Raw genomic sequence first — 18,361 nt, 5'->3', positions numbered from 1 at the left:
CAGCTCTTACTTCTGCACACGAGTCACGACTCGGCCGCAAATGCGCTGACGGCGATTTCCGATCCGTCGCTTCCGCGGAGAATCTCGTAGTCCCCGAACACATTTGGCGCGACGTCGCGAAGCTGACGTAGGCACTCGACCGCGACTCGCCGGATCTCGACGTCGGCATGTTCGGTGGCGCGCATCTCGACGAAGTGCCGCCATGCCCGATAGTTCCCCGTCACGACCAAGCGCGTCTCGGTTGCGTTGGGCAGCACCGAGCGCGCGGCTTGCCTGGCTTGCTTCCCCCGCATCGGGGCACCGGGCACTGATTGCAATTTCCCCTCGAGGGCGGTCAGCAGCTCGCCGTACGCTCGACGGCTCTCGTCGGTGGCAGACAGAAACAGTGCTTCGAGCTCGGGATCACCTTCGACGGCGGGAGGCACAACGACGTTCGCATCATTCTCGCGGACGAATCGCTGCGAGAGTTGCGAGTACGAGAAGTGCCGGTGACGAATCAATTCGTGAGTGCACGAGCGCGAGATACCGGTGATGTAGAAGCTCACGGTTGCATGCTCGAGCACCGAGACGTGCCCGACCTCGAGCAGATGCCGTAAATATCCGGCGTTCGTTGCCGTTCGCGGATTCGGTTTGGACCAACTCTGGTAGCAGGCCCGGCCGGAGAACTCGACGAGTGCTTCGCCGCCATCCGCGTCCGTCTCCCACGGAATGTCCTCGGGCGGGAAGAACTCGGACTTCGCCACCAACTGCACTTTCAGCGACACCGTGTTCGGCACAACCCACTCCTCGCAAGCACAAACCGACAAGCACAAAACCTGGGCGCTGTTCGCCTCAGGTGCTGGGCAACTCTATAGCGGTCGCCCACCTCCGAGATCGAGTGACGTCACCACGTCCTTGACTGACGTCACTTTTGACGTCAGTCTGGTGTCATGGACATTTCGGAGTACACCGCAAAGCTGCAGAATGACCTCGTCACCGCAGCCGAACTCGGCGACGACCACACGCGCCGGATTGCGGCGTCGTTGTCCGCCGCCATCGAACCCTCGGTCCGCCTGGTCTTGTTGGCCGCGGCGACGGAGTTGGCCAAGGAGATCGGGACCAAACTCGACGGCCGCGAGGTCAGAGTCAATCTCGACGGCAACGAGATCGTGACCGACGTCGTCCGCCCGACGAATCCGATCGACGGCGAGGGCGCAGACGAGAAAGCAGGCGACGAGAAGAAGGACTCCCCTTACTCGTTCGACGACGTCAGCGGAGATATCAGCCGAGTGACGTTGAGGATGATGGAGCAGATCAAAGCCCGCGCCGAGGAGGCAGCCAACCAGAACGGAGTTTCCCTCAACTCGTGGGTTTCACAAGCCGTTCAGGGCGCGTTGCGGGACCAGATGCGCAAGAACGGCATGGACTAGTTCGACGCCACCCCGATCGCCGAATGATCTAATTGCGCAACTGCAGTAATCACGAACCGTTGCCGCAAGGCGAGAAGGAGCACGTTCATGGCCGTTTCGGGCGTCAAGGAATTCGAGATCAAGGCCGATCCGGCGACGGTGATGCAGGCCGTCGCCGCGGTCGATCGACTGCCGGAGTGGTCGTCTGCGCACAAGAAGATCACCATCGAGAGCACCCACGACGACGGACGCCCGCATCGCGTTCGCATGGCCGTGTCCATTCTCGGAATCAACGACGAGCAGGTAGTCGACTACACCTTCGAGGGCGACGAGAAGGTGACCTGGACCCTTGTCGAGAGCGGCCAGCAGAACCAGCAGGACGGCTCGTACGTCTTGACGCCCACCGACAGTGGAACCAAGGTCACCTTCGAACTGACCATCGATCCCAAGATTCCGCTGCCCGGTTTCCTGGTGAAGAAAGCGCAGAAGACGGCCCTGGAAACGGCAAGCAAGGGTCTGACGAAGTTCGTCGAAAACTTCTGAGCACACACGAAATTCAGGCGGCCCTTACTTCGGCGTTCATCGCCGGGTAGGGGCCGTTCGCTGTGAAGCCGAGCTGCGATTTCTCGGAAGTTCTTGCCGATGTCGAACATTCGCCGGTAGCCGGTGACCGCCCGGAGTAACGTCGGCCGCGTGTCCGCCGAGACCGCAGAGCCCAACTCCATGGCACCCGTGCGCATCCTCGTCTACAGCGACGACGCACACACGCGCGAGCAAGTTCGGCTCGCTCTCGGAGAGCGCCCACATCCTTCGATGCCCACCATCGACTACGTCGAGGTCGCGACGGCGCCGATCGTCGTCGACAAGCTTGATGCCGGCGGAATCGATCTCGCCATCCTCGACGGTGAGGCCAGTCCGGCGGGCGGCATGGGAGTCGCGAAACAACTCAAGGACGAGATCGTCGACTGTCCACCTGTCCTCGTACTGACCGGTCGACCCGACGACGCGTGGCTGGCGTCGTGGTCCAGAGCGGAAGCCTCAGTGCCGCAGCCGATAGATCCGATTGAACTCTCTTCCGCCGTCATCGCGCTTCTGCGTCGGCAACTGAGCCGGTGAGCACCCGTTGCAGCGGTGATTCGTTGCGGCGCCGACTACTTCGGGCTTTCGCGAGCGAAACTCGGCACCTCGAAAATCAACCCAATGTCGGAGGCCTCCCCTAGTGTAGGTGTCGCAGGTCACATAAGTGGTGAATTGCTGGCAGGATCGAATTCGAACGGCACCTTCGGGTTAACGGCACCTTCGGGCTAGGCGGACATCCGCACAGCGGAGAGGAGTTCGGGTGACATGAACGCTTACATCCCCATTCTCGTTCTCGGGGTCATCGCGATGGCCTTCGCCGTGGTGTCGGTTGTTCTCGCGTCCGTGGTCGGCCCGAAGCGGTACAACAGGGCAAAGCTCGAAGCGTACGAATGCGGAATCGAACCGGCACCCCGCACCGCTGGTGGCGGACGGTTTCCCGTCAAGTTCTATCTGACGGCGATGCTGTTCATCATTTTCGACATCGAGATCGTCTTCCTCTATCCGTGGGCCGTGCATTTCGATTCGCTCGGCTTGTTCGGTCTGGCGGCCATGGGCCTTTTCATAGTCAACGTTTCGGTCGCATACGCATACGAATGGCGACGAGGCGGTCTCGGTTGGGACTAGCTGGACTAGTAGACGATCAACACAAAGAAGTCAGACAAAACCGGTCACACCGAAGCTGTTACGACTGAAAAGAGTCGGATATGGGTCTCGAAGAAAAGCTCCCCAGCGGATTTCTACTGACCACGGTCGAGGGCCTTGCAGGTTATGTCCGCAAAGGTTCACTGTGGCCTGCCACCTTCGGGCTCGCGTGCTGCGCCATCGAGATGATGGCAACCACATCCGGCCGCTTCGACCTGGCGCGGTTCGGCATGGAGGCCTTCCGCGCGTCGCCGCGACAGGCAGATCTTCTGATCGTGGCCGGGCGGGTCAGTCAAAAGATGGGCCCGGTACTTCGTCAGGTCTACGACCAGATGGCCGAGCCGAAATGGGTTCTGGCCATGGGTGTGTGCGCGTCGTCCGGCGGAATGTTCAACAACTATGCAGTGGTTCAGGGCGTCGACCACATCGTGCCGGTCGACATCTACCTGCCCGGCTGTCCGCCGCGGCCGGAGATGCTCCTGAACGCGATCATCGAACTGCACCGAAAGATCCAGGAGATGCCCCTCGGCGTGAACCGCGAAGAGGCACGCGCGGCAGCCGAGCGCGCCGCACTGGCATCCACCCCCACCATCGATATGAAGGGGCTTCTGCGATGACCTCGGGTAACACCGGCGCGAGAGGGATGTTCGGGGTCCGCGGAACTGGCGACACCTCGGGCTACAGCAGGCTCGCCCCTCCGATCTCTCTGGAGGACAAGGCTTCTCGACCTTTCGGCGGATATTTCGATGCAGTCGCGGATTCCTTGGACGCGGCATTGAGCAGCGCGGGTGGCACTTTCACCGATGCAGTCGAGCGAGTAGTGATCTTTCGAGACGAGATGACGCTGCACGTCGAACGCTCCCACCTGCCGCAGGTTGCGCGCAGACTGCGCGACGAACCGGATCTTCGCTTCGAGCTCTGCCTGGGTGTCGACGGAGTGCATTACCCGCAGGACACCGGTCGTGAACTGCACGCCGTGTATCCACTTGCCTCTATCACGCACAACCGCCGAATCAGGCTGGAAGTATCTGTGCCGGATTCCGATCCGCATATTCCGTCGATCGTCGGGATCTACCCGACCAATGACTGGCATGAACGCGAGACGTACGACTTCTTCGGGATCGTCTTCGACGGTCATCCGGCCCTGACCCGAATCGAGATGCCAGACGACTGGAAGGGGCACCCACAGAGGAAGGATTATCCGCTCGGCGGTATCCCGGTCGAGTACAAGGGCGCCCAGACTCCGCCTCCCGACGAGCGTAGGTCGTACAACTGATGAACGAGACGACAGGAACCAACTCCGGTGCCGCGACGGAAACCGTCGTCACAGCATCGGGACAGGACTGGGACGACATAGTCACCGCGGCCGCCCGCCAGCGAACCGGCGAGGCCGAACGGATCGTGGTCAACATGGGTCCGCAGCATCCGTCCACTCACGGGGTCTTGCGCCTCATTCTCGAAATCGAGGGTGAGACGGTCGTGGAAGCTCGATGTGGAATCGGATACCTGCACACCGGAATCGAGAAGAATCTCGAATTCCGGAACTGGACGCAGGGCGTCACTTTCGTTACTCGAATGGACTACCTGTCACCGTTCTTCAACGAAACCGCGTACTGCCTCGGGGTCGAGAAACTTCTCGACATCACCGACGACATTCCCGAGCGAGCCACCGTCATTCGCGTGATGATGATGGAACTCAATCGGATCTCGTCACATCTTGTCGCCCTGGCGACCGGCGGGATGGAACTGGGCGCCGTGACGGCGATGCTGTTCGGATTCCGCGAACGCGAATTGATTCTGGACGTGTTCGAGACGATCACCGGACTGCGGATGAATCACGCCTACATCAGGCCGGGCGGTCTCGCTCAAGATCTACCCGACGGGTCGGTCGCGAAGATTCGACACCTGTTGAAAGTCCTACCGAAGCGGTTGCGTGACGTCGAACTGATGCTCAGCGACAACTCCATCTGGAAGGCCCGCACCCAGGGAATCGGATATCTCGATCTGACCGGCTGTATGGCGCTCGGGGTGACAGGACCGGTCCTTCGCGCCACGGGTCTCCCCCACGATCAGCGTCGAGCGCAGCCCTACTGCGGCTACGAGAACTACGAGTTCGACGTCGTGACGCACGACGGATCGGATTGCTACGGAAGATACGTCATCCGCGTCGAGGAGATGAAGGAGTCCCTCAAGATCGTCGAGCAGTGCCTCGACAAGCTCCAACCCGGGCCGGTCATGGTGGAAGACAGAAAGATCGCCTGGCCTGCCGACCTCGCCGTCGGACCGGATGGCCTCGGCAACTCGCAGAAGCACATCGCCAAGATCATGGAATCCTCCATGGAAGGTCTCATTCACCATTTCAAACTGGTCACCGAGGGTATCCGCGTGCCGCCCGGTCAGGTGTACGTCGCCGTCGAGTCTCCACGTGGAGAGCTGGGGGTGCACATGGTCAGCGACGGGGGAACCCGGCCGTACCGCGTCCATTTCCGGGATCCGTCATTCACCAACCTTCAAGCGGTGGCGGCGATGTGTGAGGGAGGCATGGTGTCCGACGTGATCGCCTCGGTTGCCAGTATCGATCCCGTCATGGGCGGAGTGGACCGATGACCGGCCCGAACGGCTCGTCACGGGTGTTCATCGAACTCGGGCCGCGCCCGGAGGAGCCCACGCAACTGGTACGTCCTGGCGCACGATCGAGCTATCCACCCGACGTCCTCGCCCGACTCGACGCCGACGCCGAAACCCTCGTCGCTCGTTATCGTGAGCCTGACGCCGCCGCGACCACCAGCCGATCCGCTCTCCTGCCACTCCTTCATCTCGTCCAGTCCGAGGACGGTTACATCACCCCGGCCGGGATCGATTTCTGCAGTGCCAAGCTGGGTTTGACGGGCGCCGAGGTCGCCGCCGTTTCCACTTTCTACTCCATGTATCGCCGGGGGCCGACGGGTGAGTATCTGGTCGGAGTCTGCACCAACACGCTGTGCGCGATCATGGGCGGAGACGACATCCTCGCGGCACTCGAAGAGCACCTGGGCTCGACAGGCTCCAGAGACGAAGGCGGACACTCCATCTCGACGTCCGACGGCAAGATCACCCTCGAACACATCGAGTGCAATGCGGCGTGCGACTACGCCCCCGTCGTGATGATCAACTGGGAGTTCTTCGACAACCAGACTCCGGAATCGGCGCGCTCACTTGTCGATGCGCTCCGCGCCGGAGAACGCGTGACTCCCAGTCGCGGTGCCACACTGTGTTCGTTCCGACAGACCGCGCGCACCTTGGCCGGTTTCCCGGATACGAGAATCGAAGCAGCCGAAGCACAAACCATCGGCGGGGCAACTCTTGCCGGACTACGTATCAGCCGATCTCACGACGACAACCCACCCGGCTCGGCCTCCGCGGCCGACACTCCCGGCGAAGGGAAGTGACATGACACTCGCCCCCGTCCTGAGTCGCTATTGGGATCAACCGAATTCATGGACCCTCGACAGCTACCTTCGCCGCGACGGCTACCAGGCGCTGCGCAAAGCGCTGGCCACGCCCCCCGATGCCGTGATCGAGACGGTCAAGGACGCGGGCCTTCGGGGGCGCGGCGGCGCCGGGTTCCCGACAGGCCTCAAGTGGAGCTTCATCCCGCAGACCTCTGCAGACAAGCCCGGAGACGGAAAGCCGCATTACCTCGTCGTCAACGCCGACGAGTCCGAGCCGGGCACATGCAAGGACATGCCCTTGATGATGGCGGCTCCCCATACGTTGGTGGAGGGCGTCATCATCGCGGCGTACGCAATTCGAGCAGCGAAGGCGTTCATCTACGTCAGAGGCGAGGTTGTCCCGGTTCTGCGACGCCTGCAGACCGCCGTCGCCGAGGCTTACGCGGCCGGATATCTGGGCCGCAACGTTCTCGGTTCGGGTTTCGATCTGGATCTCGTCGTCCATGCCGGAGCCGGCGCCTATATCTGTGGGGAAGAGACGGCCCTCCTCGATTCGTTGGAGGGACGACGCGGTCAGCCTCGACTGCGGCCGCCGTTCCCCGCTGTCGCCGGTCTCTATGCCTGCCCGACCGTGGTCAACAACGTCGAGTCCATCGCGAGTGTTCCGTCGATCGTCCTGGGCGGCCCGGAGTGGTTCCGGTCGATGGGATCTGAGAAGTCACCGGGATTCACGCTGTATTCGCTCTCGGGTCATGTCACCACGCCCGGCCAGTACGAGGCTGAACTCGGGATCACTCTGCGCGAGTTGCTCGAATACGCAGGCGGGGTTCGCGCTGGACACACACTTAAATTCTGGACTCCCGGCGGATCGTCGACGCCGATCTTCACCGAGGAACATCTCGATGTACCACTCGACTACGAGGGCGTCGGCGCCGCGGGATCGATGCTGGGCACCAAGGCACTGCAGATATTCGACGACACAACCTGCATCGTGCGCGCAGTGTTGCGATGGACCGAGTTCTACGCCCACGAATCCTGCGGCAAGTGCACGCCGTGCCGCGAAGGTACGTACTGGCTGGTGCAGATCCTGCGGCGACTCGAAGGTGGAACAGGAACCGAAGCCGATCTCACCAAACTTCTCGACATCTCCGACACGATCCTCGGAAAGTCCTTCTGTGCGTTGGGTGACGGAGCGACCAGCCCGATCATGTCCTCCCTGAAGTACTTCCGTGAGGAATACGTAGCGCATTTCGACGGCAACGGATGCCCGTTCGATCCTCGCCGGTCCGTACTCGCGACAGGAGCGTTCGTCTCATGACTGCAGCCGACGCCACCACGAATGCCACCACCGGAGCCGATGCGGCACCGCCGACCGATCTCGTCACTCTCACCGTCGACGGCCGCGAACTCCAGGTACCCAAGGGCACGTTGATCATTCGCGCTGCGGAAATGATCGGCACCCAGATTCCGCGGTTCTGCGATCACCCCCTTCTGGATCCGGTCGGTGCTTGCCGTCAGTGCATCGTGGAAGTCGAAGGTCAACGCAAGCCGGTGGCGTCCTGCACGACACCGGTTGCGGACGGAATGGTGGTCACCACACAGCTCACGTCGCCTGTGGCCGAGAAGGCCCAACGCGGGGTGATGGAACTCCTGCTCATCAACCACCCTCTGGACTGCCCCGTGTGCGACAAGGGCGGCGAGTGTCCGCTCCAGAACCAGGCGATGTCGACCGGTCGCACCGAATCCCGGTTCGGCGAGGAGAAAAGAACCTACCCCAAGCCCATCCCCCTCTCGTCCGAGATCCTCCTCGACCGCGAGCGTTGTGTCCTGTGCGCCAGATGCACGCGATTCTCGAGTCAGATCGCCGGCGACCCGTTCATCGAGCTCCTCGAGCGCGGCGCGCTTCAACAGGTCGGGATCTACGCCAACGAGCCCTTCGAGTCCTACTTCTCGGGCAACACCATCCAGGTTTGCCCGGTCGGTGCGCTCACCAGTACGGCATACCGATTCCGGGCGCGACCGTTCGATCTGGTGTCCAGCCCCAGCGTGTGTGAACACTGTGCCGACGGATGCGCCCAGCGCACCGACCACCGTCGCGGCAAGGTTCTTCGTCGACTCGCCGGGGACGACCCCGACGTCAACGAGGAGTGGAACTGCGACAAGGGCCGTTTCGCTTTCACGTACACGACCCAAGGTGACCGGATCACCACTCCCCTCATCCGCAACGCTGACGGCGAATTGATTCCGGCGTCGTGGCCCATGGCACTCGACCTCGTTGCGCGATCCTTCGCGCAGGCCCGCGGTGACGCAGGCGTACTCGTCGGTGGGCGCTCGACCCGGGAGGACGCCTACGCCTACAGCAAGTTCTCGCGAGTTGCTCTCACTACCAACAACATCGACTTCCGAATCCGTTCTCATTCGGCCGAAGAGAGCGGTTTCCTCTCAGCTCACGTCGCGGGCCGCACGCTCGAAGAGTCGGTGACGTACCGGGATCTCGAATCTGCCCCGACTGCATTGCTGGTAGCTCTCGAGCCCGAGGAGGAGTCACCGATCATCTTTCTGCGGCTACGCAAAGCCGCTCGTTTCGGCAAGACAACCGTGCTCTCCTGCGCGCCATTCGCTACTCGGGGCCTGCAGAAGATGGGCGGCACTTTGCTTCGGACCGTTCCCGGAAGTGAAGCAGCTCTGATGGATTCGTTGGCCCGCCTGGAAAGTGCGGAGGGTCAGCTTCTCCGACGGCCCGGTGCGGTGATCCTGTTGGGCGAACGACTCGGTGAGGTGGCGGGCGGCTTCTCGGCCGCGGTCCGTCTCGCCGAAGCGACGGGAGCTTCTCTTGCTTGGGTCCCACGCCGCGCTGGTGATCGCGGCGCCGTCGAGGCCGGCGCCCTACCGGGACTGCTTCCCGGTGGACGCCTCGTTGCGGACGCGATGGCACGTCGAGAGGTGGAATCGGTGTGGGAGGCGCCCATCCCGACGTCCGACGGTCGCGATACCACGAGCCTCCTGAATTCGGGGCCGACGACTGCTGCGCTACTGATCGGCGGCGTCGAGTTGAGTGACCTACCGAACCCGGCGAAGGCACGCGCCGCGATCGAAGCCACCGGATTCGTAGTGAGCTTGGAAATCCGTCACAGCGAAGTCACCGAACTCGCCGATGTCGTCTTCCCGGTGGCACCGGTCGCCGAGAAGCCCGGAACCTTCCTCGACTGGGAAGGCCGCGAGCGTGTGTTCGACACCGCATTGAGAACCACAGGCGTAATGCCCGATCAGCGCGTTCTCCACGCGATCGCAGCCGAGATGGGTATCGATCTTGGCCTGCCCGACGCAGCTTCCGCGCGCGCGGAGATACACCGCCTCGGAGCATGGTCCGGATCGCGCCCCACCCCACCCCAGGTACCGGCAGCAACCGTGCCGTCACCGGCGCAAGGCGAAGCGGTGTTGTCGAGTTGGCGGATGTTGCTCGACAATGGTCGTTTGCAGGACGGCGAACCCAACCTGGCCGGTACTGCTCGATCCCCCCTCGTGCGTTTGTCGGCCGAGACCGCCGCCGAGATCGAAGCCGATAACGGTGATCAGGTTGCCGTGTCGACTGACTCCGGCACCGTCACTTTGCCGTTGGAGATCACCGAACTACCACCTCGAACTGTCTGGTTGCCGCTCAATTCACCGGGTAGCACCGTCTACGAAACACTCTGCGCCACCGCGGGATCTGTCGTGAAGATCGCGAAGGCGGGAACGCAATGACCGCCCACGAGTACGAGAGCGTCGCCGCTCCGGTCGACCTGTCGGCGTTCGGGCACGACCCATGGTGGTTGGTGATCGGCAAGGCGCTCGCCATCTTCGTGTTCCTCGTACTCACCCCGCTGGTGGCGATTTACGCGGAACGAAAAGTGATGGCGCGCATGCAGATGCGTGTCGGACCGAACCGCGTCGGCCCCCGCGGAATGCTCCAGAGTCTCGCTGACGGAATCAAGCTCGCCCTCAAGGAAGGCATCACGCCGACCGGCGCCGACAAGCCGATTTATCTGCTCGCTCCCGTGATCGCGGTCGTCCCGGCGTTCATGGCGTTTGCCGTCATTCCGTTCGGTCCGCAGGTGTCGATCTTCGGAACCCGGTCACCTCTGCAACTGACCGATCTGCCGGTCGGCGTTCTCTACATCCTGGCCGTGACCTCGATCGGTGTGTACGGCATCGTGCTTGCCGGCTGGTCTTCGGGATCGACGTATCCACTACTGGGCGCACTTCGATCGACCGCGCAGGTCATCTCCTACGAGGTGGCGATGGGGTTGTCCTTTGCCGCCGTCTTCCTCTACGCCGGAACGATGTCCACGTCCGGCATCGTCAGCGCCCAACAGGGTGCCTGGTACATCTTTCTTCTGCTGCCCTCATTCCTGATCTACGTGACAGCGATGGTCGGCGAAACCAATCGAGCCCCTTTCGACCTTCCCGAGGCCGAAGGTGAGCTGGTTGGCGGGTTCCACACCGAGTACTCCTCACTCAAATTCGCGATGTTCATGCTGGCCGAGTACGTGAACATGGTGACGGTGTCCGCTCTGGCCACGACGCTGTTTCTGGGCGGGTGGCACGCACCGTTCCCGTTCAACCTGTGGGACGACGCAAATTCCGGTTGGTGGCCCGTGCTGTGGTTCGTCGCCAAAGTGTGGGGCTTCCTCTTCGTCTTCATCTGGTTGCGCAGCACCCTTCCGCGGTTGCGCTACGACCAGTTCATGAATCTCGGCTGGAAGATTCTGATCCCCGCAGCCTTGGTGTGGGTGATGGTGATCGCGACCGTTCGTGCGTTCCGCAACGAGGGCTACAACACGTGGCTCGTACTCCTCTGCGTCGCACTGGTTCTCGGAGCTGGACTTTTGGCGGTGTTGGCCGGGACTTACCGCGGCCGACGCCGAACTGCCTCGTCGGTGCCCGATTCGGAGCTCCTGCCTTTCGATGGTCTGTCGGGTGGCTTCCCGGTTCCACCGCTCCCAGGTCAATCACTGCCGGCCCGAAAACTGCCGGGTCAGAAGGTGCCACCGCCGCGGCGCACAGATGTTTCCGACACATCGGAGGACTCCCATGCCTGATTTCCTCGGACCTATCGCGGGTTTCGGAGTGACGCTCTCGACCATGTTCAAGAAACCCGAGACCGAGTTCTATCCGGAGGAGAAGCGCCCCACCGCGCCCGGATACCACGGTCGCCATCAACTCAACCGGTATGCGGACGGACTCGAGAAGTGCATCGGTTGCGAGCTGTGTGCCTGGGCCTGCCCCGCCGATGCGATCTATGTCGAGGGCGCGGACAACACCGAAGAAGAACGGTTCTCCCCCGGTGAGCGCTACGGGCAGGTGTATCAGATCAACTACCTGCGGTGCATCGGTTGCGGCCTCTGCGTCGAGGCCTGCCCCACTCGGGCCCTCACGATGACCAACGAATACGAAATGGCCGACGACAACCGAGCTGGACTGATCTACGAGAAAGACCAACTGCTCGCGCCCCTGAAACCAGACATGGCAGCGCCTCCACACGGGCTGCGTCCCGGCACAACTCAGGACGACTACTACCGCGGCGACATCGCAGCAGCACCCGAACGAGCGGCACCCGAGCAAGAGCCGAACCCGGAGACCGAGAAATGATCGGGGCGGTCACGACCACGATCCTGGCGGAGGGAACGATGACATCGACCTCCACCGGCGAGGCGGTGCAATTCTGGATCCTCGGAACCCTTGCGGTGATCAGCGCTTTGGGTGTCGTCGCCGCCCCCAAGGCCGTCTACTCTGCGCTCTTCCTTGCGATGACGATGATCATCCTGGCCGTGTTCTACATCGTGCAGGGCGCGCTGTTCCTGGGTGTCGTCCAGATCGTCGTCTACACCGGCGCGGTGATGATGTTGTTCTTATTCGTCCTGATGCTCGTGGGCGTCGATTCTTCGGATTCCTTGGTCGAAACACTACGGGGACAACGAGTCAGCGCGATCGTGATCGGCGTCGGCTTCGGGTTGCTACTCATCGGCGGACTCGGAAATGCGTCGATCTCGGGCTTCACCGGTTTCACCGGACTCGACCAGGGCAACATCGACGCTCTCGCCGATCTCATCTTCATCCGCTACGTCTGGGCCTTCGAACTGACCGGAGCTCTACTGATCACGGCGACACTGGGCGCCATGATGCTCGCGCACCGGGAGAAGATCGGAGCCACGCTCAGCCAACGCGAACTCTCGCAGCAACGGTTCACGTACCTGGGCAGTGATGAGAGCAATCCCGAAAAGGGCTCCGCCACTCCACTCCCGAGTCCCGGTGTGTACGCACGTCACAACGCGGTGGACATGCCGGCCTTGTTGCCGGACGGATCGTTCTCGACCCTCTCTGTCAGCAGCGCGCTCACTCCGCGATCCCCGGATCCGAGTACCGGTGAGGAGTCTCAGCGATGAATCCCGAGAACTACCTGTATCTGTCCGTCCTGTTGTTCACCATCGGGGCCGCGGGAGTCCTCTTGCGCCGCAACGCCATCGTGGTGTTCATGTGTATCGAATTGATGCTCAACGCCGCCAACCTGGCGTTCGTGACCTTCGCGCGCATGCACGGCAATCTGGACGGCCAGATCTTCGCCTTCTTCACGATGGTGGTCGCTGCGGCCGAAGTAGTCGTCGGTCTGGCAATCATCATGATCATCTTCCGATCTCGGCGTTCTGTATCCGTCGACGACGCAGACCTGCTGAAGTACTGACATGTCAGGAGGAATCACGTCCGCCATCTGGTTGCTCCCCGCTCTGCCGCTGTGCGGCGCCGCTGTCCTTTTGCTGGCCGGTCGTCGCACGAACGCGTGGGGTCACCTACTCGCCTGCGTCATGGCTCTCGCGTCGTTTGTCGTCGCAGTGGTGTTTTTCATCGCCATGCTCGGCCGCGACACCGCCGACCGCACCGTCACCGAGCACCTGTTCAATTGGGTCCCGGTCGACAGTCTTCAGGTCGAGTTCGGACTGCAGCTGGACCAACTGTCGATGTGTTTCGTTCTGCTCATCACCGGTGTAGGTTCACTGATCCACATCTACTCGGTCGGCTACATGGCGCACGACCCCGAGCGTCGTAAGTTCTTCGCGTACCTCAATCTTTTCCTCGCTGCGATGCTGCTCCTCGTGCTCGCCGACAACTTCCTCGGACTCTACGTCGGCTGGGAAGGCGTCGGTTTGGCGTCATACCTGCTCATCGGATTCTGGCAGCACAAGCCGTCGGCGGCGACGGCGGCCAAAAAGGCTTTTGTCGTCAATCGGGTGGGCGACATCGGATTGATGATCGCAATGATGTTGATGTTCAGCACCTTCGGCTCGCTCGAGTTCAGCAACGTCTTCGCCGACGCGTCCGGCGCAAGCGAAGGTGTCCTGACGGCGATCGGTCTCATGCTCCTCCTCGCTGCGTGCGCGAAGTCCGCCCAGGTGCCGCTGCAGTCGTGGCTCGGCGACGCAATGGAGGGCCCCACCCCCGTATCGGCCCTTATTCATGCTGCCACGATGGTCACTGCCGGTGTGTACCTGATCGTGCGCTCCAATCCGATCTTCGATCTCGCACCCGACGCTCAGCTCGTGGTTGTCATCGTCGGTGCGGTGACGCTCTTGTTCGGTGCAGTCATCGGCTGCGCGAAGGACGACATCAAGAAGGCCCTCGCGGCGTCGACCATGAGTCAGATCGGTTACATGGTCCTGGCCGCGGGACTCGGACCAGCCGGATACGCCTTCGCAATCCTTCATCTGATCACCCACGGATTCTTCAAGGCAGGCCTGTTCCTCGGCGCAGGCTCCGTGATGCACGCGATGAACGACGAAACCGACATGCGGCGCTACGGCGGACTCCGAGCGTTCATGCCACTGACTTTTGTCACGTTCGGGCTCGGTTACCTTGCCATCATCGGTGTTCCGCCGTTTGCCGGGTTCTTCTCCAAGGACAAGATCATCGAGGTTGCAATCGGCGAGGGCGGTGTCAAGGGTGTGGTGCTGGGCATCGTCACGCTCTTGGGTGCGGCGCTCACTGCCTTCTACATGACCCGCGTGATGCTGATGACCTTCTTCGGAAAGGCCCGCTGGGAGAACCAGAAACCTCACGAATCTCCGGCGGTGATGACGTCACCGATGATCATCTTGGCGGTGGGGTCCGTCGGCGCCGGCCTGCTCCTGACCATCGGGTCCAGCTTGCAGAACTGGCTCGAACCGGTTGTCGGCTCCCATCACGTCGAACCGCCGATACCCGCATGGTCGATCACCGCACTGGCGCTGCTCGCAGTTGCCGCCGGCATCGCGATTGCTTATCGCGAGTACGCCACCCGGGAGATTCCACTGGTGGCACCGACTCCGGTTTCACCGTTGACCGTTGCAGCTCGCCACGATCTGTACGGTGACGCCTTCAACGAGACGGTGTTCATGAAGCCGGGACAACAACTCACCAAGTCGTTGGAAGTGGTCGACACCAAGGGAATCGGCGGCGTCGTAGGCAGCTTTGCGGTGGTCGTCACCGGGTTGTCCGCGCTCACGCGGAGGTTGCAGACCGGGTTCGTTCGTTCGTACGCGCTGGTGATGTTTGTCGGAGCAACACTCGTGGTCGCGACAATGATGGCGGTGACACTGTGGTGATCGAAACTGTGGTGATCGAAGCAGCGGTGAGCGACTCTGTGACCAATGCCGGCTTCCCCGCCTTGACGGTGCTCTGGCTGCTTCCGCTCATCGGAGCTGGTGTTGTCCTCGCTCTGCCGGCACGGTCGTACCAATTTGCGAAGTCTCTCGCGTTCTCTGTCTCCGTGGTGGTTCTGGTGGTCGCCGCCGGGCTCGTAGTTGCGTTCGACCGCGGCGGCGAGCAGTTTCAGTTCGTCGAAAGTCACAGCTGGATACCGGCATTCGGTACGACCTACACACTCGGACTCGACGGCATCGCCCTCGTTCTGGTTCTCCTGACCGCCGTGCTGGTCCCACTGCTTCTGATCGCCGGCTGGAACGACGTCCCTGCAGACCCGGCATCACCCAAACGGATGCCGCACACCTATTTCGCTCTGATCCTTGTTGTCGAGTCCATGGTGATGATTTCGTTCAGCGCCTTGGACATTCTCCTGTTCTACATCTTTTTCGAGGCGATGCTGATACCGATGTATTTCCTCATCGGCGGGTTCGGTGGAGTGGGTAGATCTCGCGCTGCGGTGAAGTTTCTGCTCTACAACCTCCTCGGCGGCCTGGTCATGCTCGCTGCGGTCATCGGCCTGTACGTGGTCACCACCCGCGACGAGAGTCCCTTCACCAGCGGCACTTTCGATTTCCGGGCGATCGCCTCAGCGGCAAACAGCGGTGAACTCGGTGTGGGACCCGGGGTGCTCAACGCATTGTTCCTCGGATTCATGTTCGCGTTCGCGGTGAAAGCACCGCTCTGGCCGCTACACAGTTGGTTGCCGGACTCCGCGGTGGAATCGACTCCGTCGACAGCGGTGTTGATGATGGCGGTCGTGGACAAGGTGGGCACGTTCGCGATGATTCGCTACTGCCTGCAACTGTTCCCGGAGTCGTCGTCGACTTTTGCACCGTGGATCATCACGCTAGCTGTGATCGGTATCGTCTACGGCGCGATACTGGCTATCGCGCAGACAGACGTCATGCGCCTGATCGCCTACACGTCGATTTCACACTTCGGCTTCATCATTCTCGGTATCTTCGCGATGACCAGCCAGAGCCAGGCCGGTTCCGCGCTGTACATGGTCAACCACGGTGTCTCGACGGCGGCACTGTTCTTGATCGCGGGATTCCTGGTCTCACAGCGGGGTACGCGATCGATCGCAGCCTACGGCGGCGTTCAGAAAGTCGCACCCGTCCTGGCCTGGACCTTCCTCGTTGCGGGCCTGGCAACGCTGTCGCTGCCGGGTCTGGCTCCGTTCATCAGTGAATTCCTGGTGCTCGTCGGAACGTACTCGCGCTATCACGTCGCTGCCATCGCGGCGACTGCTGCGCTCGTGCTGTCCGCGATCTACATACTCTGGCTCTATCAGCGAATGATGGGCGGACCAGTGAAGGAAGGGCAGGGAACGATCCGCGACCTCGCGCGACGTGAGCTCGTGGTGGTCGCCCCTCTGATCGCTCTCCTGCTGCTTCTCGGCATCTACCCCAAGCCTGCCTTGGACGTCATCACTCCTGCAGTGAGCCACACGGTCGTCGACGAGGCGCCGACACCGCTTGTCGCCGACCACGAAGGAGGTGCCCGCAAATGAGTTCCTTCACCGACGTGACCGTTCTCGGTTCAGCCGGTACGGCGTCACCCAGTATCGAATACAGCCTGCTCTCGCCGATGTTGATCGTGTTCGGTGTGGCGGTGCTCGGGGTACTCATCGAAGCGTTCGCGCCCAGGCGTATTCGATACCCCGTGCAACTCGTCCTCGGTGTCGCAGGTTTGGCGGCCGCATTCGTGGCAGTGCTTCTGCTGGCCGGTACGCGGTCGACGGCGATGATGGGTTCGGTAGCGGTCGACGGTCCGACGCTCTTCCTGCAGGCGACCATCCTTCTCGTGTCGATCCCCGCAGTACTGCTGATCGCCGAACGTGGATCGGGCAACACCGCCGAGGTGATCGCGCAACACGACGCGCTCGGCAGTTTCACTCCTCAAGCGTCGAGCGTCCCGGGAAGCGTTGCGGAACAAGAAGCAGTCAAGGTCGGTATCGCCCAGACCGAAGTCTTTCCGCTCACCCTCTTCGCGGTCGGCGGCATGCTCCTTTTTCCCGCGTCGAACGATCTGCTGACGATGTTCGTTGCGCTCGAGGTGTTCTCACTGCCTCTCTACCTCCTGTGCGGGCTGGCACGTCGACGTCGCCTACTCTCCCAGGAAGCTGCACTCAAGTACTTTCTGCTCGGGGCATTTTCGTCGGCGTTCTTCGTTTTCGGAATCGCGTTGCTGTACGGCTATGCCGGGACGGTCACTCTCTCCGGTATCGCCGACGCAGCACGCATCGGGTCGGGGACCGATGCCTTCCTGTGGCTCGGGACAGCACTCGTGGCGGTGGGATTGCTGTTCAAAGTCGGTGCAGTGCCGTTCCATTCGTGGATTCCCGACGTCTATCAAGGGGCGCCGACGCCGATCACCAGTTTCATGGCGACGGCGACCAAGATCGCCGCATTCGGCGCCATCCTTCGTGTCTTCTACGTGGCCCTGCCCAACGAATACGTGAACTGGCGTCCGCTGATGTGGGCGGTCGCGATTCTCACGATGGTTGTCGGATCGATCGTCGCCGTGACGCAGACCGATATGAAGCGGATGCTGGCGTATTCGGCCATCGCACACACCGGATTCATTCTGACCGCAGTGGTTGCGGATTCGGACGCCGGCCTCGCGTCGGCGATGTTCTATCTTCTGGCTTACGGATTCAGCACAGTGGGCGCGTTCGCCGTCGTGAGTCTGGTTCGGGACGCAGACGGTGAGGTCGCGACGCTGACGCGCTGGGCCGGATTGGGCCGGCGCTCACCACTGGTCGGGGTTGTGTTTGCGCTGTTCCTGTTGGCTTTCGCCGGGATTCCGTTGACCAGTGGGTTCATCGGAAAGTTCGCGGTGTTCAGCGCGGCTGCCGAGGGTGGCGCCGCACCTCTGGTGATCGTCGGCGTCCTGTGCAGCGCAATCGCCGCGTACTTCTACGTGCGAGTGATCGTGTTGATGTTCTTCACCGAATCGGCCGCGGACGCTCCGACCGTCGTGGTGCCGAGTGCGCTGACCAGCAGTGTGATCGGCCTCGGCGCCGGTGTCACGCTCATCCTCGGCATACTCCCCCAGCCGGCGCTCGACCTCGCCGAGCGTGCAGCGGACTTCGTACACTGA

At 62.1% G+C, this 18,361-nt stretch carries 18 protein-coding genes; 17 read left to right on the top strand and 1 reads right to left on the bottom strand.

From position 1 onward, the window contains the following. Positions 1-23: 23 nt before the first annotated feature. Positions 24-776, bottom strand: coding sequence for an FAD-dependent thymidylate synthase (gene thyX, locus ABWI03_RS17195; protein WP_095970584.1), 753 nt, complete (start codon positions 774-776; stop codon positions 24-26). 153 nt (positions 777-929) lie between these two features. Here thyX and ABWI03_RS17190 point away from each other — a divergent pair, with 153 nt between their 5' ends. From ABWI03_RS17190 to nuoN, 17 genes are all read left to right on the top strand, one after another. Continuing rightward, positions 930-1,409 carry a toxin-antitoxin system HicB family antitoxin gene (locus ABWI03_RS17190; protein ID WP_095970585.1) on the top strand — a complete coding sequence of 160 codons (480 nt, stop codon included), beginning with the start codon at positions 930-932 and terminating at the stop codon, positions 1,407-1,409. A gap of 87 nt (positions 1,410-1,496) precedes the next feature. After that, positions 1,497-1,931, top strand: coding sequence for an SRPBCC family protein (locus ABWI03_RS17185; RefSeq protein WP_095970586.1), 435 nt, complete (start codon positions 1,497-1,499; stop codon positions 1,929-1,931). A gap of 180 nt (positions 1,932-2,111) precedes the next feature. Then, positions 2,112-2,504: an Rv3143 family two-component system response regulator gene (locus ABWI03_RS17180; RefSeq protein WP_166809796.1), complete on the top strand. Its 393-nt coding sequence runs from the start codon at positions 2,112-2,114 to the stop codon at positions 2,502-2,504. A gap of 228 nt (positions 2,505-2,732) precedes the next feature. Continuing rightward, positions 2,733-3,092: an NADH-quinone oxidoreductase subunit A gene (locus ABWI03_RS17175; protein ID WP_003942165.1), complete on the top strand. Its 360-nt coding sequence runs from the start codon at positions 2,733-2,735 to the stop codon at positions 3,090-3,092. Positions 3,093-3,172: 80 nt separating this feature from the next. Beyond that, positions 3,173-3,727, top strand: coding sequence for a NuoB/complex I 20 kDa subunit family protein (locus ABWI03_RS17170; protein WP_095970587.1), 555 nt, complete (start codon positions 3,173-3,175; stop codon positions 3,725-3,727). Beyond that, on the top strand, positions 3,724-4,386 hold the full coding sequence (locus ABWI03_RS17165) for an NADH-quinone oxidoreductase subunit C (RefSeq protein WP_095970588.1): 663 nt from the start codon (positions 3,724-3,726) through the stop codon (positions 4,384-4,386). Before ABWI03_RS17170 ends, ABWI03_RS17165 begins: the two co-directional genes overlap by 4 nt. After that, entirely contained in the window at positions 4,386-5,717 is a 1,332-nt protein-coding gene (gene nuoD, locus ABWI03_RS17160) for an NADH dehydrogenase (quinone) subunit D (protein WP_095970589.1), read from the top strand. Before ABWI03_RS17165 ends, nuoD begins: the two co-directional genes overlap by 1 nt. After that, entirely contained in the window at positions 5,714-6,538 is an 825-nt protein-coding gene (nuoE, locus tag ABWI03_RS17155) for an NADH-quinone oxidoreductase subunit NuoE (protein ID WP_200315122.1), read from the top strand. The genes nuoD and nuoE overlap by 4 nt, the downstream gene beginning before the upstream one ends. A gap of 1 nt (position 6,539) precedes the next feature. Further along, a complete protein-coding gene (gene nuoF / locus ABWI03_RS17150; RefSeq protein WP_298779901.1) occupies positions 6,540-7,859 on the top strand; it encodes an NADH-quinone oxidoreductase subunit NuoF in 1,320 nt (439 codons plus the stop codon). Beyond that, positions 7,856-10,285, top strand: coding sequence for an NADH-quinone oxidoreductase subunit G (locus ABWI03_RS17145; protein ID WP_298779904.1), 2,430 nt, complete (start codon positions 7,856-7,858; stop codon positions 10,283-10,285). The genes nuoF and ABWI03_RS17145 overlap by 4 nt, the downstream gene beginning before the upstream one ends. Further along, the gene (gene nuoH, locus ABWI03_RS17140) at positions 10,282-11,622 is read left to right on the top strand and encodes an NADH-quinone oxidoreductase subunit NuoH (RefSeq protein ID WP_298779907.1); all 1,341 of its coding nucleotides are present in this window, start codon (positions 10,282-10,284) and stop codon (positions 11,620-11,622) included. Before ABWI03_RS17145 ends, nuoH begins: the two co-directional genes overlap by 4 nt. Further along, positions 11,615-12,172 carry an NADH-quinone oxidoreductase subunit NuoI gene (nuoI, locus tag ABWI03_RS17135; RefSeq protein WP_296553590.1) on the top strand — a complete coding sequence of 186 codons (558 nt, stop codon included), beginning with the start codon at positions 11,615-11,617 and terminating at the stop codon, positions 12,170-12,172. Before nuoH ends, nuoI begins: the two co-directional genes overlap by 8 nt. Beyond that, positions 12,169-12,966 carry an NADH-quinone oxidoreductase subunit J gene (locus tag ABWI03_RS17130; RefSeq protein ID WP_298779913.1) on the top strand — a complete coding sequence of 266 codons (798 nt, stop codon included), beginning with the start codon at positions 12,169-12,171 and terminating at the stop codon, positions 12,964-12,966. The genes nuoI and ABWI03_RS17130 overlap by 4 nt, the downstream gene beginning before the upstream one ends. Next, on the top strand, positions 12,963-13,262 hold the full coding sequence (gene nuoK / locus ABWI03_RS17125) for an NADH-quinone oxidoreductase subunit NuoK (RefSeq protein ID WP_003942238.1): 300 nt from the start codon (positions 12,963-12,965) through the stop codon (positions 13,260-13,262). The genes ABWI03_RS17130 and nuoK overlap by 4 nt, the downstream gene beginning before the upstream one ends. 1 nt (position 13,263) lies before the next feature. Continuing rightward, positions 13,264-15,156: an NADH-quinone oxidoreductase subunit L gene (nuoL, locus tag ABWI03_RS17120; protein WP_298779917.1), complete on the top strand. Its 1,893-nt coding sequence runs from the start codon at positions 13,264-13,266 to the stop codon at positions 15,154-15,156. A gap of 8 nt (positions 15,157-15,164) precedes the next feature. Then, entirely contained in the window at positions 15,165-16,769 is a 1,605-nt protein-coding gene (locus tag ABWI03_RS17115) for an NADH-quinone oxidoreductase subunit M (RefSeq protein WP_298780527.1), read from the top strand. Continuing rightward, the gene (gene nuoN, locus ABWI03_RS17110; protein WP_166809577.1) at positions 16,766-18,361 is read left to right on the top strand and encodes an NADH-quinone oxidoreductase subunit NuoN; all 1,596 of its coding nucleotides are present in this window, start codon (positions 16,766-16,768) and stop codon (positions 18,359-18,361) included. The genes ABWI03_RS17115 and nuoN overlap by 4 nt, the downstream gene beginning before the upstream one ends.

Source organism: Rhodococcus baikonurensis (assembly GCF_040489275.1).
GTDB classification, from domain to species: domain Bacteria; phylum Actinomycetota; class Actinomycetes; order Mycobacteriales; family Mycobacteriaceae; genus Rhodococcus_F; species Rhodococcus_F baikonurensis.
This window is presented reverse-complemented; position numbering and strand designations above follow the sequence as displayed.

Bases quoted from the DNA above. Each gene is read 5' to 3' on its own strand.
- ABWI03_RS17165 (WP_095970588.1), top strand. From the start codon at position 3,724: ATGACCTCGGGTAACACCGGCGCGAGAGGGATGTTCGGGGTCCGCGGA.
- ABWI03_RS17180 (WP_166809796.1), top strand. From the start codon at position 2,112: ATGGCACCCGTGCGCATCCTCGTCTACAGCGACGACGCACACACGCGC.
- nuoK (WP_003942238.1), top strand. From the start codon at position 12,963: ATGAATCCCGAGAACTACCTGTATCTGTCCGTCCTGTTGTTCACCATC.
- ABWI03_RS17145 (WP_298779904.1), top strand. From the start codon at position 7,856: ATGACTGCAGCCGACGCCACCACGAATGCCACCACCGGAGCCGATGCG.
- nuoE (WP_200315122.1), top strand. From the start codon at position 5,714: ATGACCGGCCCGAACGGCTCGTCACGGGTGTTCATCGAACTCGGGCCG.
- ABWI03_RS17190 (WP_095970585.1), top strand. From the start codon at position 930: ATGGACATTTCGGAGTACACCGCAAAGCTGCAGAATGACCTCGTCACC.
- nuoN (WP_166809577.1), top strand. From the start codon at position 16,766: ATGAGTTCCTTCACCGACGTGACCGTTCTCGGTTCAGCCGGTACGGCG.
- ABWI03_RS17170 (WP_095970587.1), top strand. From the start codon at position 3,173: ATGGGTCTCGAAGAAAAGCTCCCCAGCGGATTTCTACTGACCACGGTC.
- ABWI03_RS17130 (WP_298779913.1), top strand. From the start codon at position 12,169: ATGATCGGGGCGGTCACGACCACGATCCTGGCGGAGGGAACGATGACA.
- ABWI03_RS17185 (WP_095970586.1), top strand. From the start codon at position 1,497: ATGGCCGTTTCGGGCGTCAAGGAATTCGAGATCAAGGCCGATCCGGCG.
- nuoF (WP_298779901.1), top strand. From the start codon at position 6,540: ATGACACTCGCCCCCGTCCTGAGTCGCTATTGGGATCAACCGAATTCA.
- nuoD (WP_095970589.1), top strand. From the start codon at position 4,386: ATGAACGAGACGACAGGAACCAACTCCGGTGCCGCGACGGAAACCGTC.
- nuoI (WP_296553590.1), top strand. From the start codon at position 11,615: ATGCCTGATTTCCTCGGACCTATCGCGGGTTTCGGAGTGACGCTCTCG.
- ABWI03_RS17175 (WP_003942165.1), top strand. From the start codon at position 2,733: ATGAACGCTTACATCCCCATTCTCGTTCTCGGGGTCATCGCGATGGCC.
- nuoL (WP_298779917.1), top strand. From the start codon at position 13,264: ATGTCAGGAGGAATCACGTCCGCCATCTGGTTGCTCCCCGCTCTGCCG.
- nuoH (WP_298779907.1), top strand. From the start codon at position 10,282: ATGACCGCCCACGAGTACGAGAGCGTCGCCGCTCCGGTCGACCTGTCG.